The following is a 12,287-nucleotide window of genomic DNA, read 5'->3' on the forward strand; positions in this document are numbered from 1 at the left end:
TCTTTAATGCACTACCGTCTGAGTGGAGGTGCAAGTCAAGACGATGATGGTTGTTGCGCTAGTGCTCTACTCCACGGGGAAGAATATCGACCCTTCGCCTGATCTCGGCACCAACTCTGCATACAGAGATCTACGCCCGATGATGACAGCGAGCACTGGCCGCTTGTCCCGACGCTGCGCTGCCAACAAAGTCCATTCAGATCTGTCAAGGCTAGAAGGCTGGGGATGGTCTTCCGGGTGGGTATGCCATTCGCCTAAATAGCGGACAGTTCCCTGACTCGCCGTCCATCGCGACAACGCAATAGCCTCATGACCAAACGGCATCCGCTCGAACAGATAGCGAAACCGCTTGTCCCACGCGGTAGGAACCGTCGCCTGCTCAATGAGCAAATGGGCTCCATGTACAGAACCAAGCAAGAGTCCGCCCGCTTCGCAGTCGGCATCACTAGCCTGGATATGCTGACTGAATGTCTCCAGCGTCTGGGTCGAAAAATGCAGCAACCTGCTCTTGTCGCCAGTTGCCCAGGACCCTAGGAATTGCATAGAGGGCAATCATGATCTCGCAGAGGATCGCAGTCAGGCGTGGCCAGATGATGGGTCTGGTCGATCAGCCGGGTCCGCAATGCAGGAGAGTGGACGCCCTTGACCCAATCAAGGGCCATCTCAGCACCCAAGCTGGCTGCCTGCACCGACACCGAAGCCGGAAATGGCACATACAAGCCCTCGCACCCGTGGCCTGCCAAGATGTTAGGCAGAGCATCAATGGTCGAGCGAAGTTCGCCTCTTCTGTGGCTCTGCCATAGGCATCGGTAGCACGCACCCGATGCGTTCGTTCTCAGGAGCGCACGCACAGCCGTTCCCGGCCCTTCGATCCAAACAGAAAGCATGGGCGTGGGAGCCCTGTAGCGGCCGCACAGCCAATGCCCGAGGGATTCTTCGCCGGTGGCATCGATGAGTAGGTCCAGCTTTCCCAGTTGGGCCTGTCTCACGTCCACGGGGAGCGCATGAACCTCGACGCCTGGCGACAAGCGCTTGAGTTCCTTCGCCATCGCCTCAGCCTTGTTCGACAACAGGTCCGGGAAGCCGAGCCGATGCCGTCCGATGTTCTGTGGAAGGAGGCCATCAAAATCCACCAGCGTGAGTTTCCCTCCGCATGATCCTGCCCCGGCCTTGACCAGCATGTCCGAGAGGTATCCGCCGATCGTGCCGCAACCCACAAGTGCGATTCGTTTCCCCGCCAACGTTTTCGACTTGGGGATGTTGCGCTGGGCCAGATACCGGTCATCGATCCTGATCACTGAGACGGGCATTACCTTCAGCCCAAAACTCGAATCCCTGCGATCAGCAAGCTTGGTCTTTTGACTCACTTGGTGGTCAAAGAGCACGGCAAAGCCGTAGGTCATCAGTGGCGATTCGATGATGATCAGGACGCCATTTGCTTTTTTGCTTTGCCCTTCCTTGATTCGTTCGTGAATCTTGCGCCGACACCGTGGGTCCAGGGTGCTTTGCCAAGCCAAGACGTCCCCCACCGTTTCGGGGGGCCAGTGGCTGGTTAGTGGGCGGGGTTGCGCGGTGGTCTTGACCCGGTATGTCAGCACCGTTTTATCAGTGACCTGGTAGCCGAGTGAATGCAACTTTCTTGTTGTTCGATCTTCGTTGTCGGTGATGAACCAGAGTGGATTCCCATTGGCTTGCGCAACGATACAGTTTTGTCGCCCCAGATCTTCGCCTTGCATGTCCACAAAACAAAGCCAGCCGTTCCAGTAGGCAAAGAACTCTTCGGCGAGATCTTCGATCATCTCGCCCTTCAAGATCTGCCCGAGCACCGCTGCCGCCCGTTGCAGGCACGCCAAGGACTGCCCTACAGGATCGTAGATGTCCAGCACGACAGTTCCCTTGGCCAGATAGCAAAGGCCGCCCTCCGCGCCAAGATGAGGAACTGCATTGGGCAGTTCAGGCGGAATTTCGAGCAGCCGAATGCGAGGCAGGTCGAAGAAGGTAGGGTCGAGCTGAACCTCACATGGAATGCCATCGTCCGCGCCGCACGGGATCAACGGCCCCCTCAGCTTGAACCAGCCGTCGTCCGTCTTGCCGACAAACTCGAAGCCTTGCAGCCTGAAGGCTTCGACCACATCGGAGACCACGGCGACGCTGCTCATCCGGCCTTCGTGCGCCCGACCAATTCGCTCGGACCAGCCGTAGCCGGCGCTGCGGCAATGGTGGCGACAACGGATACCACCTTGACCCGGTCCGGCTCGTTCGGAAAACGCGGACCGAATTCGCCTTGCATCCAGACGCAGGCCTGTGAAGGGCTGCCGGCGTTGGTGGCTCCGCGCAGCACTTTTTCGAATGCTTCGAACGCTTTCGCAGCCTCTTCGACGCCCTCTTTACCAAGGCGTGCAGTAAGCGACTCCGACTCATCAACGGGGTTGTTCACCCCCGCGCGCAGCCGGGCCGGCAATGCCGCGACGACATCCAGCAACGCCAGGTCGTCGCGCCGATCCCGCTTCTCGAATAGCGGAGCCGCAGCGGCCATCAACAGAATCGAAGCCGGTCCACCGCTCGACCACCGCCAATCGCGAAACGCCTTCAAGTAGCGAATCACGCGGCGGAACTGTTCGCCCTTGGCCTCCACCTCGCCCAAAAACCATTCCTTCACAGGCCTGGGGTCGGAGGGCATCCAGTTGCACTCGCGGTGAGCCAGGAGCACTTTATCAGCGGGCAATGCCGTCCAGGCATCCCGCTCTGCCATGTTCACCGCCTCCGTCAGCGAGTCATAGCCGTATCGCTCCATCGAGGCTTTCGCGAGCGTGACGAATTCTTCGTCGGGGATGGCGTACAACGGAATGTCGATGTGGGCATAGGCCGCAATGACAATCCGGATGCATGTCGGCTTGTCGGTGACAAGCTTCCAGTGCTTCTCCTCGACCAACAGCCTCAAGGCTTCTTCAGCAGCTGCAAAGAACACCGTTGTGGCCCTGCTGGGACGCTTCGTCTGCGAGACAAAACTCAACGGCAGATAGCAACCATCATCGACATCCGCCTGCTGGGGCCGTTGTGCCGGGCCGTTCAAGGTCTTGTACGCCCACGATCCTTGCGTGAAGAAGCGTGGCTGCGGCACGTCGTCCGTGTACCCGCGTTCGCGCAGCACGCGCGGAATTCCGGTGCGAAGGCAGTTCCTGACATCATTTCGGGCGCTGGCGATCCAGGCTCGTTGCTCGGGCGACAGATCCAGCTCGTCATGCATGCAGGATTCGTCATCGACGGTGGTAAAGAAAAGCGGGCTCAGGTTCAGCATTCGGCCTCCGGCACATTCTTGTTGGGGCCGTGATAGAAGGTGGGTGCGCCGGCCTGGTGCGCTCGAAACGGTTGGAAAAGAGGGTCGCCAAGCGCGCGCTGCGCTGCATGATTGCCGCGGTCCTTCAGCGTATTCGTGGCGCCGATGGAAACCCGGTCCAGCGCCTTTACGTCCTTGCTTTGATCGGGCGTGGCCTTGTCGTCGATCTGGAAGTAGTTGCTACCCAACGACTGGCGCAGCATGTAGTCCACCGACGACTCCTGGGCAGAGATCACCAGATCGAACAGCCCTCCGCGCCACTTGCCGAATCCGCGGTCGAGGCTGGCGCCGCCACGGACGGTTGCACCGATCGTCATCGTGCCGATGGACAGCACCCGGACCAGTGCATTCTGTTTCGGCGCGAGGAACGTATTGACTTCGTGCAGCCCGAACAGTCCTGGCGCATTGCCGACCAGTCCTCCATCCGCAAAGACGCCACGATCGTTGCGCGCTAGCGGAAAGTAAACGGGCGCAGCGGCGGTCGCCAACGCCACATCCACGATTCTCATGCGGTGGTCCATCTCAAATGAGGGATGGTGAGGCGTTTTGAAGAACTGGCCGCGCCCCGTCGAGTAGTTGACGGCTGGCACGAGAACGCGGTGCTTCAAGTTGCCGATCGTGGCGTCTTGAAAGCGCTCGGTCAGCACGCCCCGCAACCCTGCGGAGTCGTGCTTGGCGGTCAACCAGAAGCCCAGAAGGCGCCGAGCGAGACTTCGGCAACCAAAGATGCGGGAGCCCTGTCGTTCGAACAAGGCTTTGAGTTCAATGGCGGGGATTTCCGCGGCCAGCCCCAAGGCCAGCATCCCGCCTGCAGAGGTGCCGCAGATCAGGTCGAAGTGCGAAGCGATGGGGCGGCCTAGCACGGCTTCAAGCTCGGCAAGAACCGTCGCTGTGTACAAGCCGCGATAGCCGCCCCCAGACAGGGCGAGCACATGGTAGGTGGGCACGCCCATCATGGCACTCAGCCCTTCGGCGGGAAGGAGTCGTTACCGTGGCTGTCCTTGTCACGGATGCGACCGTCCGGACGGTGGATGACCAGTTCGGACTGCTGGTTGCGTGCGATGTCCCGCGCCGCGTCAATGGCCTGCTGCTGCGTATCGTGCACGGAGGTTGCCCGTTGATTGCCGGCACCCTTGACGGCCCAACCGTCCTGGTGAGGAACTACATGCTGATTTTTGCCTGTCATGGCGAATTTCCTAAAGTTGAACCATCGAGACCCCGGCCAGCCGGCCGGGTTGCCAATGACCACCGGTTGAAGCAAAATTCGTTGCTCTTGCAGACAACGGGCGAGTCAAGCCAAATCAACTTGCTGCAGTCGTAGAACTCACTTCTGTTGTCTGGCTGGACAACAATGTATCAGACTTGGTGCCAAACTGCAAATGGTGGGCTTGGTGCCGCAGAACGCAACTGCTTCGGACCGGACACACACCGTTGTCCGCCGCAGCCACAAGGAACGGAACGGATGTCACAAACAGGCCTGGGCGTCGCCCTCAAGACGCTACGCGAGCGCAGAACCCTCTCATTGCGCGAAATCGGTCAACTGTCTTCGGTGGACCATGCCTATGTCCACCGGCTGGAGTCCGGCGAAAAGACAAATCCGTCAGTGGACTTAGTCGAGAAGCTGCTGAAGGTTCTCAAACCAGGTGAAAGAGATGCTGCGCTGGTGATGTGGCTTGTCGACCATGCGGAGGCCGATCCCCGCCTTGTTGAATTCGTGCTGAACGATCCTTCCATCAGCATCGACATCTTTTCGGCTGCAGCAGGCGTGAGGCATCGTGGAAATACAAGGCCCGATCCCGCGACACTGATCGCCCGGATACAGCGAGCATTCGAGGACGAGGATGACTGAATATGGATGAAGCGGATGTCACACAGAAAGCACGGGCCTTTGTTGCGAAGGTTGATGTGTCCGGCATCCGAGAAGACCTGACGCCCTATGTGGTCGCGGCCAACGCCAAAGTCAAGAAAGAGGAGCTTAGTGAGGGGGAGTCCGGCTACACGATCACCAAGCCGAATGGCAAGCACGTGATCACGGTGAATTCGCTGGAGACAGAAGAACGCCAACGCTTCACCATCTGCCACGAAATTGCGCATATCGTCCTTGCGCTGGAATCGAGCCACGAAGAGGTGCCGTCCTGGTCCTATGCGAAGCGGCATCCGAACGAAATCGCATGCGACACTTTCGCCGCCGAGTTGCTGATGCCGTATCAGCAATGGCTATCGCTTGTGCCCAAGGAAGAACCTTCGCTGGAGCTGATCCAGGGCATGGCGGCGCTTTTCAGCACATCATTTCCCGCCGCTGCGTCGCGGTTCGCCTCCCTCAGCGACATCCCTTGCGCCTTCGTCACCATGGAGCGCGGTGCAGTGCGCTACGCGGCACGCTCCACCAGTTTGCGACAGGCTGGGGCTTGGATATCTCCCAGGTCTGCCATTCCTGTCGGCTCTGTGGCTCACCGTCTCCGTTCTTCAGGCAGCAGTGCTGCCGACACAGATGAGGTTGCACAAGACATCTGGTTCGACAACTGGGAAAAGGGCCTCGATCTCTGGGAACTCTCCAGGCACTACGCACGTACTGACACCACGACCTCGCTGCTCTGGTTCGACAGCGACGATTTACCTGAGGTCGAAGTGAACCGCTTCGGTGTACGCGTCGAGGACGACGGTGGCTTGGCTGAACTCACTGGGCAGCTACCGTGGCCGGGACGCAGCAGGCGCCGCTGAGACCATTTGCGTTCGTGTGTCTGAGTGGCCACATGGCCTCGAAGATGTAGGGTGGATGCAGTGTCAAAGGTCAAAAGATGTTTGGTGTCGATGAGTCGCCATGAAGAGTGAGACGGAGATTATCTTGAACCGCTTTCACAGATACTTCTTGAACGTCGCCGACGCGATGCACACCGCGACGCCGAGCAGCGCCGCGCTGGGCAGCAGGATCAGCAGCGGATGCACGCTGACCGGCAGCGCGAGGTAAGTGACCCAGGGCAGCACCGCCAGCGGCATCAGGCTGGCTCTCGCCCGGTGGTAGACGAAGCCCGATTCGCGGCCGGCGCCGAAGCCGCGCACGTCGCGGCGCACGAGCCCGTCCACCAGGCCGGTGAAGGCCGCCATCAGGAACAGCGGCAAGGTCAGGACCAGCACCAGCAGCCGCACGAGGAACACCAGCACTGTGTACGCCGAGGCGATCAGGTAGCTCTCGACATGCACGTAGAGCTGACCGATGTAGTAGCGGAAGTCCTGCGCCTGGCTGCGCGCGCCGGCACGCGATTGCGCCGCCGCGTCGCGTATCCAGTCCAGCAGGCCCGTTTTCACGAACAGTCCTTGGTAGGCCCACTCGACGAGCTGGAGGGCGCTGCGCCCCGGCTCCTGCACCAGCACGCTTTGCGTGAAATGCTCCGAGACCTGCGACAGCTCGTAGTTCAGCATGCCCTGCGCATGGCGCCAGCCCTGCTCGGGCCAGAAGAAGTGCATGCCGATGCACTCGATCGCGATGCACAGCACCAGCGAACCGGCCAACACCCCGAACAGCCGGAACGGCAGCGTGATGAGGCCTGCGATCAGGCCCTGCTGGCGAACCTGCTGGCGCTGGACGGCGACGGCGGGGTCGCTCATCCCGTGGCCCCTTCATCCGCGCTGGCCATCTGCTTGAAGTCGGCGAGCAAGTCGTCGGGCAGTGCTTGGTCCTGCAGTCCGGGAAGCCCATTGTTGTCCCACCAATCGCCGGCCTCGACGTAGTGCTGGCGCATGTAGCCGGCCAGCTCCTGCAAATCCTTGGGCATGGCCTCGTCGGGGTCGGGCGCCGGCAAGGGCATGCGCACCTTCCAGAGGTGCCCGCCCTCGATCAGTGCAAAGCACTGGCCCTTGGGCAGCCCGACCACGTGCGCCGGTTCAATCAGCGGCACGCTGTTGCTGCTGATGCGGTCCTGCGTGTTGGAGGTGAAGGCGGTGTTGCCGGTCGGGTCCGAGCTGTCGGTGGCGCCGCTCATCACCGTCGTCGTGTAGACCTCGACCTTGGGCAGTTGCCGCGTCAGCAGTTCGGCCGTGGCGGTCTCGCGCACGCGCAGCATGAACAGGTTGTTGAAGTTGCCCACCACCTGGCCCGCCTTCGCGCGGTTGCCGATGCGTGCCTCGATGTCCGAGAGGGTCTGCGTGTAGGCCGTGACCTGGACGCCCGCGCCGCCGCCCTTGTTGACCATGGGTATGAACTCGTCGCCCATGAGTTCGTTGAACTCGTCGGCATGGACGTTGATGGGCACCTTGATGCCCGTCGCGGCACCCGGCAGGCCGTCGTCGATGCCGAACTTGTAGATGTGACCCGCGACGGATACGAGGTCGGAGAACATCGAATTGCCGACCGCCGCCGCGACTTCCGCGTCCGACAGTGCATCGAGGCCGACATAGACCACGGCCCGCTTCCTGATGATCTGCATCCAGTCGAAGATCGGGCGTGGGTCGGCGAGGTCCGAATAGTTCGGCGCCAGCAACTGCGCGATCTTGCCGGTGGTCAGCTTCTCCAGCAGCGGTAGGAGCGATGCGACGATCTTGTCGAAGTACGTCCTGTCGTAGCGCACCGCGCTGCGCAGGCCGTCGAGCACAGGGTCGTAGATGCGCACCTGCGACAGGTACTGCTCCAGCGCGACGACGCGCTTCTCGCGGCCGATCATGTTGCGCGGGATGTTCTTGTCGTTCAGCTTGGCTTCGAGCTGGACGATGACCTCCCAGGCCTTGGGCTCGTTCCGGGCGAAGTAGTGCTGGGCGTACTCGATGAACAGCGCATCGATGTTGATGACATGGCGCTGGATCAGCAGGTAGTCGGGCCGCTGCCCCAGCTCGACCAACGCCCGCGCGATGATGTTGACGAAGCGCCAGGCGAACTCGCGGAACGCCGCGCTGTTGCCTTCACCGGAAAGCTGGCCGGCGATGCGCGTGGCAACTTCCGAGATGCGTCCGAAGCGGCCCACCGCGTTGTAGCGGGCGCTGATGTCCGGCCAGCCCAGGTGGAAAACGTAGAACTCGCCTTCGCGTCCGGCGCGCTTGGCCTCCACGTACATGCGCTTCAACAGATCCGCATCGCCCTTGGGATCGAAGACGATCACGACCTCGTGCTGTCCATTGACCTTGCGCCGGATGTCCTGCGTGATGAACAGCTCGGCCAGGCGGGTCTTGCCGACGCGCGTGGTGCCTAACACCAAGCTGTGGCCGACGCGCTCGGCCAACGGCAGGGTGACGTCGACCTCGTGCGGCTCGATGCCGTGCAGCCGCGGCAGGCCGCCCACCGGCGGCAGCGGCCGCGCCGGGTTCAGCGGGCTGTCCCAGGCCAGGGCCTTCGCCATCTTGGACAACGGGTACGGCGCGAACTCCAGGCGCTCTTCCATGCGCCGTGCCATCCGATAGATTGCCGTCGGCTCCACGTAGCGACGGAACTCCGACCGATACGTCTGCATCAGTCGGTGCGTGTGACGCTGGTCCCAGTGGAAGCCCCGGCCGACGAACAGCCGCTGCTGGCTGACCGGCACGTCGCGGCTGGTCATCACGTAGCGCGGCAGGCGCCGGATGTTGCGCCGGTAGCGCAGGATGGCCCAGGCGTCGCGAAAGCGCAGCGCGCCGAAGGTGAGGAAAGCGAGCGCGCTGCCCAGGCCCAGCAAGGGACTCAGCGCGAGCGACCACGGGGCCACCAGGCACAGAAACGCGGCGCCCGCACAGACCGCGACGGTGTATAGCTCCACCGCTGGCCGCAGCAAGACTTCGACGGCTTGGGACTGGGGCATGGCGGGTGCTTCACGTCACGTCAGGGCTCGATGCCGGTGGCGGTGATCAGCACCGGGTAGTGCTTGAGCCCCAAGCGCTGCGCCAGCTCGTCGCCCGAGGCCGGCGACAGCATCAAGCCCGGTGCGAGGCGACGCAGCGCGGCCAGGGCTTCGGGCGTCGCCACGTTGACCACCAAGCCCACGGCGCGTAGCGCCTGCAAGTCCTTGCCCCGTCGTTGGAGCCAGGCTCGTGAGCGGTCGTCGTCGCCGATCAGGAACAGCGGCGTCAGGCCCGGCGCGCGGATCACGCGGCGCGGCTCGTCGCCGGGTGTCAGCCGCATCGAGCGCACCGGCAGCATGGCCGCCTCGGCTTCGGCCGGGCCGCCAATGCGCGGCTTGGTTTGCGGCGTGGCTGGCTGACCGGGCTGCGCATCCTGCGGATTCAAGGCCCGGTAGTACGGCAGCGCCGAGGTGCCGCCTTTGTCCTCGACCACGATCAGCGGCGGGGAACTGTTCTTGGTAACGGGGCCGCGGTCCTGCGCGTCTGCGGTGGTGGCCAGCAGCGCCGCAGTCGCGGCGACGAGGATGCGGTTCATGGCATGGGACTCCGGGCAGAGGGAAGTGAGGCTCCCGGCCCGAGCACGCGGGTCAGGTGCTGGTGGACGCTGCGGCGGTAACGGGCGGCGGGCGCCCCGCCCGCGGGGCGGTGGTAGCGGCCGATGGCGACCAGCCAGTCCTCGCCCGGCGTGTGCTGCTCCTGCAGGATTTCCGCGGCGATGGCGAGGTTGCGGTATGGGTCGAGCAGCTCGCAGGGATGCGCGTAGCGGTGCGCGTGGTAGCCGAGGTTGACCTGGCCGAGGCCGGCGTCGATGCGGTTGACCGGCGTGCGGGCGAGCGCCCGGCGGATGCCGGCGCAGGCCTCGGCCCGCGTGGCATAGCGTTCGGCGCGGCCGGCGACGTTGAGCGTCCACGGCCACGGGATCAGCCGGCCGCGCAGCCGGGCGCCGCTCTCCTGCAGCGCCACCGCATACAGCACCGGCGACGGCACGCCCGCCTGCTGGGCGGCGAGCTGGTAGGCGGGTGGTGGCACCTCCTGGCCGAAGACGATGGCGGCATGGGCGCTGAGGCCGAGGACCAAGGCCGCGCAGCCTGCACGGCGGGTTACTGCCGCTGCCATTGGCCGTTGACCTCGCGCACCACGGCGGGCAGATCGCCGGGCAGGCCGAGCGACAGCCAGCGCCCGGCGTCATGGTTGAGCGTGATGGTGCGGGAGCGCACGCGGCCGGCGTCGATGCCGGCCTGCGTCGCCCACTGGCGGATGCGGGCGTCCTCCTGGCGGCTGCCGACCATGTAGAGGTCGAAGGCGGTGCCGGCCACCTGCAGCTGGCGCACGCGCTGCTCGCACGACGGGCACTCGGCCTTCACGAAAACCGCCAGCCGGCCCGAGCCCCGGTTGCCGGCGCCCGGCGCCTTCGCACCCGGCATGTTCACGCGCTGCTGTCCCGGATAGAGCCGCTTCCACGCCGCGTCGTAGGCCCGCTGGTAGGCCAGCGTCTTGCCCACGCGCTTCGATTCCGCCTGCACCTGCAGCTCCGCATAGCGGTTGCGTTCCTCGTCGCTGCGCGCCTCGATGCCCAGCGCCGTGAGCGGATCGAGGTTCGGGGAATAGATGCCCAGCGGCCCCTGCATCAGTTGGCGGTAGCGCGCCCACTCATCGGAGCGCAGGCCCCAATCGCGCGCCAGCCGTTCGTCCAGCGCGGCGTCGCTGCTGTTCTGAATCTGGGCGGGCACCGTGCGCGAGGACGCGACCGGCGCCGACTGTGCCGAGGCCGTGCCTGCCGTTCCTGCGACAGCGGCGAGGATGGCGGCGAAGCAGATCGCGGCGTGCTTCATGGCCGGCTCCTACGGCAGCGCGAGGCGCTGGGTCTGTCCATCCACGCGGAACACGGCGGCGCGCGCCTCGATCGCCAGCAGATGCCACGCGCCCACGGCATCGCCTTCGCGCAGCAGCCACACGTCCAGCACCGACGACGCCTTGGGTGCCGCCACCGACAGGAAGCGCTCGCCGCCGCGCAGCTCCACGCCCACGACGTTGAACGGCGGTTCGGGCACCTTGGGCTTGGCCGGCTCGGCGGTGCGCCGGGGTGCCGCGGCAGGCGCGGCGGTTCGCTTCATGCGAGCTTCGAGGTCGCCCATGCGCGCCTGCAGCGCCTGCAAGTCGCCGGCATGGGCGTCTGCGCCCTGGGTGTGCTCCACCTGTGCCAGGCGTTCGTCCAGCAACTTGCGGGCGGCCTCGAAGTCGGGTTGGGTGACGGGCTTGGGCTGGTTCTTCGAGGCCGCCGCCTGCTGTTCGAGTTCGGCGACGCGCGTGTTGAGCGCCTGCACGTGGGCATCCTGGGCGCTGGCCTGGCTTTGCTCGCTCAGGCGCGACAGGCCCACGCTGTTGACCACGGCCAGGATGCTCACGAGCAGCAGCCATGCGGCCGCTGTGATCTTCAACCAGCGCGCGCGGCCGGCGTTCTCGTCGGGAAGCTGCGGGATGGTCATGGCTGGGCCTCCTGGGGCACGTGGGAATCGGCGGGTTCGGCGGCCGGCGCGCTCGGTGCCGGAGCCGCGGGAATCGGGCTTGCGCTCGGCGCACGCGCAGTCGTCACGCGCGTGAAGCACACCGCGCGCGAAGCGTCATCGACGGACAACTCCCAGGCCGGGCCGGCGAGTGCCAGCAAGGCATCGCGCAGCGGCAGCGGCCCGAGCCGCAGGTGCGCCGCCGGCAGCGGCAACGCGTACAGCGCGGTCGCCTCCGTCGCGTCGCAGAGCCGGTAGCCGGTGCGCAGCAGCACGTGCCGAAGGGCATCGCCGACGCTCGCGTCCAAGATCGGCGGAATCGAAATCTCGATCACCTGTCGCAGCAGGTCGCGCTGTGCCGGTTCCGGCACCATCTCGACCAGCGTGTAGCGCCCGTAGCGGGCCACCGGGATCAGGCCCGGCTCGGGCTCCGGGGCGATGGTTCTGACCAACACCGCAGGCTCGGGGAGCGAGTCATGGACAGTGGGAGGGCTCGTCGTGCCCGTGGCGGCGCAGCCGGTGATGAGCACGCAGCCGGCCAGCAAGGCAGGCACAGCCAAGCGGTGAGCGACGCAGGTGAGTGGTTGCATGGGGCAATTCCCTGGAACACGGAGCCCTCACCATCGCCGCCGCGAAGCGTTCGG

The 12,287-nt window shown here is 64.5% G+C and carries 14 protein-coding genes; 2 read left to right on the top strand and 12 right to left on the bottom strand.

Features of this window, described 5'->3' with window-relative positions; genetic code table 11:
* Positions 1 to 66: 66 nt before the first annotated feature.
* From B4920_RS15395 to B4920_RS15415, 5 genes are read right to left on the bottom strand one after another with little or no spacing between them, the layout of a single operon-like run.
* A complete protein-coding gene (locus B4920_RS15395) occupies positions 67 to 543 on the bottom strand; it encodes a Mov34/MPN/PAD-1 family protein (RefSeq protein ID WP_003454794.1) in 477 nt (158 codons plus the stop codon).
* On the bottom strand, positions 531 to 2,159 hold the full coding sequence (locus tag B4920_RS15400; RefSeq protein WP_003454796.1) for a ThiF family adenylyltransferase: 1,629 nt from the start codon (positions 2,157 to 2,159) through the stop codon (positions 531 to 533). The genes B4920_RS15395 and B4920_RS15400 overlap by 13 nt, the downstream gene beginning before the upstream one ends.
* Positions 2,156 to 3,298 carry a cyclic GMP-AMP synthase DncV-like nucleotidyltransferase gene (locus B4920_RS15405; RefSeq protein ID WP_003454798.1) on the bottom strand — a complete coding sequence of 381 codons (1,143 nt, stop codon included), beginning with the start codon at positions 3,296 to 3,298 and terminating at the stop codon, positions 2,156 to 2,158. The genes B4920_RS15400 and B4920_RS15405 overlap by 4 nt, the downstream gene beginning before the upstream one ends.
* Positions 3,292 to 4,293, bottom strand: coding sequence for a CBASS cGAMP-activated phospholipase (locus B4920_RS15410; protein ID WP_003454800.1), 1,002 nt, complete (start codon positions 4,291 to 4,293; stop codon positions 3,292 to 3,294). The genes B4920_RS15405 and B4920_RS15410 overlap by 7 nt, the downstream gene beginning before the upstream one ends.
* Positions 4,294 to 4,298: 5 nt before the next feature.
* Positions 4,299 to 4,523: a DUF2188 domain-containing protein gene (locus B4920_RS15415; protein WP_003454802.1), complete on the bottom strand. Its 225-nt coding sequence runs from the start codon at positions 4,521 to 4,523 to the stop codon at positions 4,299 to 4,301.
* Between the two features lie 276 nt (positions 4,524 to 4,799).
* Here B4920_RS15415 and B4920_RS15420 point away from each other — a divergent pair, with 276 nt between their 5' ends.
* Together B4920_RS15420 and B4920_RS15425 are read left to right on the top strand one after the other, a co-directional pair.
* Complete coding sequence (locus tag B4920_RS15420; protein ID WP_003454804.1) at positions 4,800 to 5,186, top strand: helix-turn-helix transcriptional regulator; 387 nt, start codon at positions 4,800 to 4,802, stop codon at positions 5,184 to 5,186.
* A gap of 2 nt (positions 5,187 to 5,188) precedes the next feature.
* The gene (locus B4920_RS15425) at positions 5,189 to 6,058 is read left to right on the top strand and encodes an ImmA/IrrE family metallo-endopeptidase (protein WP_003454806.1); all 870 of its coding nucleotides are present in this window, start codon (positions 5,189 to 5,191) and stop codon (positions 6,056 to 6,058) included.
* Positions 6,059 to 6,193: 135 nt separating this feature from the next.
* Here the strand turns inward: B4920_RS15425 and B4920_RS15430 are convergent, their stop codons facing one another.
* Genes B4920_RS15430 through B4920_RS15460 form a run of 7 tightly spaced genes read right to left on the bottom strand, consistent with a single transcriptional unit; the run spans position 6,194 to position 12,233 of the window.
* Positions 6,194 to 6,943, bottom strand: a complete 750-nt coding sequence (locus tag B4920_RS15430) for a TIGR03747 family integrating conjugative element membrane protein (protein WP_004265580.1) — start codon at positions 6,941 to 6,943, stop codon at positions 6,194 to 6,196.
* On the bottom strand, positions 6,940 to 9,099 hold the full coding sequence (traD, locus tag B4920_RS15435; RefSeq protein WP_021194022.1) for a type IV conjugative transfer system coupling protein TraD: 2,160 nt from the start codon (positions 9,097 to 9,099) through the stop codon (positions 6,940 to 6,942). Before traD ends, B4920_RS15430 begins: the two co-directional genes overlap by 4 nt.
* A gap of 20 nt (positions 9,100 to 9,119) precedes the next feature.
* On the bottom strand, positions 9,120 to 9,674 hold the full coding sequence (locus B4920_RS15440; RefSeq protein WP_004265578.1) for an integrating conjugative element protein: 555 nt from the start codon (positions 9,672 to 9,674) through the stop codon (positions 9,120 to 9,122).
* Positions 9,671 to 10,255 carry a transglycosylase SLT domain-containing protein gene (locus B4920_RS15445; RefSeq protein ID WP_016451647.1) on the bottom strand — a complete coding sequence of 195 codons (585 nt, stop codon included), beginning with the start codon at positions 10,253 to 10,255 and terminating at the stop codon, positions 9,671 to 9,673. Before B4920_RS15445 ends, B4920_RS15440 begins: the two co-directional genes overlap by 4 nt.
* Positions 10,240 to 10,971, bottom strand: coding sequence for a TIGR03759 family integrating conjugative element protein (locus tag B4920_RS15450; RefSeq protein ID WP_004265574.1), 732 nt, complete (start codon positions 10,969 to 10,971; stop codon positions 10,240 to 10,242). The genes B4920_RS15445 and B4920_RS15450 overlap by 16 nt, the downstream gene beginning before the upstream one ends.
* A gap of 9 nt (positions 10,972 to 10,980) precedes the next feature.
* Positions 10,981 to 11,625 carry a hypothetical protein gene (locus B4920_RS15455; RefSeq protein ID WP_004265569.1) on the bottom strand — a complete coding sequence of 215 codons (645 nt, stop codon included), beginning with the start codon at positions 11,623 to 11,625 and terminating at the stop codon, positions 10,981 to 10,983.
* Positions 11,622 to 12,233, bottom strand: a complete 612-nt coding sequence (locus B4920_RS15460) for a PilL N-terminal domain-containing protein (protein WP_016451646.1) — start codon at positions 12,231 to 12,233, stop codon at positions 11,622 to 11,624. Before B4920_RS15460 ends, B4920_RS15455 begins: the two co-directional genes overlap by 4 nt.
* Positions 12,234 to 12,287 lie beyond the last annotated feature (54 nt).

The organism is Zoogloea sp. LCSB751 (assembly GCF_002028455.1).
Taxonomy (GTDB): domain Bacteria; phylum Pseudomonadota; class Gammaproteobacteria; order Burkholderiales; family Rhodocyclaceae; genus Zoogloea.

Bases quoted from the DNA above. Each gene is read 5' to 3' on its own strand.
- B4920_RS15455 (WP_004265569.1), bottom strand. From the start codon at position 11,625: ATGACCATCCCGCAGCTTCCCGACGAGAACGCCGGCCGCGCGCGCTGG.
- B4920_RS15415 (WP_003454802.1), bottom strand. From the start codon at position 4,523: ATGACAGGCAAAAATCAGCATGTAGTTCCTCACCAGGACGGTTGGGCC.
- B4920_RS15440 (WP_004265578.1), bottom strand. From the start codon at position 9,674: ATGAACCGCATCCTCGTCGCCGCGACTGCGGCGCTGCTGGCCACCACC.
- B4920_RS15410 (WP_003454800.1), bottom strand. From the start codon at position 4,293: ATGATGGGCGTGCCCACCTACCATGTGCTCGCCCTGTCTGGGGGCGGC.
- B4920_RS15430 (WP_004265580.1), bottom strand. From the start codon at position 6,943: ATGAGCGACCCCGCCGTCGCCGTCCAGCGCCAGCAGGTTCGCCAGCAG.
- B4920_RS15445 (WP_016451647.1), bottom strand. From the start codon at position 10,255: ATGGCAGCGGCAGTAACCCGCCGTGCAGGCTGCGCGGCCTTGGTCCTC.
- B4920_RS15420 (WP_003454804.1), top strand. From the start codon at position 4,800: ATGTCACAAACAGGCCTGGGCGTCGCCCTCAAGACGCTACGCGAGCGC.
- B4920_RS15460 (WP_016451646.1), bottom strand. From the start codon at position 12,233: ATGCAACCACTCACCTGCGTCGCTCACCGCTTGGCTGTGCCTGCCTTG.
- B4920_RS15425 (WP_003454806.1), top strand. From the start codon at position 5,189: ATGGATGAAGCGGATGTCACACAGAAAGCACGGGCCTTTGTTGCGAAG.
- B4920_RS15395 (WP_003454794.1), bottom strand. From the start codon at position 543: ATGCAATTCCTAGGGTCCTGGGCAACTGGCGACAAGAGCAGGTTGCTG.
- B4920_RS15400 (WP_003454796.1), bottom strand. From the start codon at position 2,159: ATGAGCAGCGTCGCCGTGGTCTCCGATGTGGTCGAAGCCTTCAGGCTG.
- traD (WP_021194022.1), bottom strand. From the start codon at position 9,099: ATGCCCCAGTCCCAAGCCGTCGAAGTCTTGCTGCGGCCAGCGGTGGAG.
- B4920_RS15405 (WP_003454798.1), bottom strand. From the start codon at position 3,298: ATGCTGAACCTGAGCCCGCTTTTCTTTACCACCGTCGATGACGAATCC.
- B4920_RS15450 (WP_004265574.1), bottom strand. From the start codon at position 10,971: ATGAAGCACGCCGCGATCTGCTTCGCCGCCATCCTCGCCGCTGTCGCA.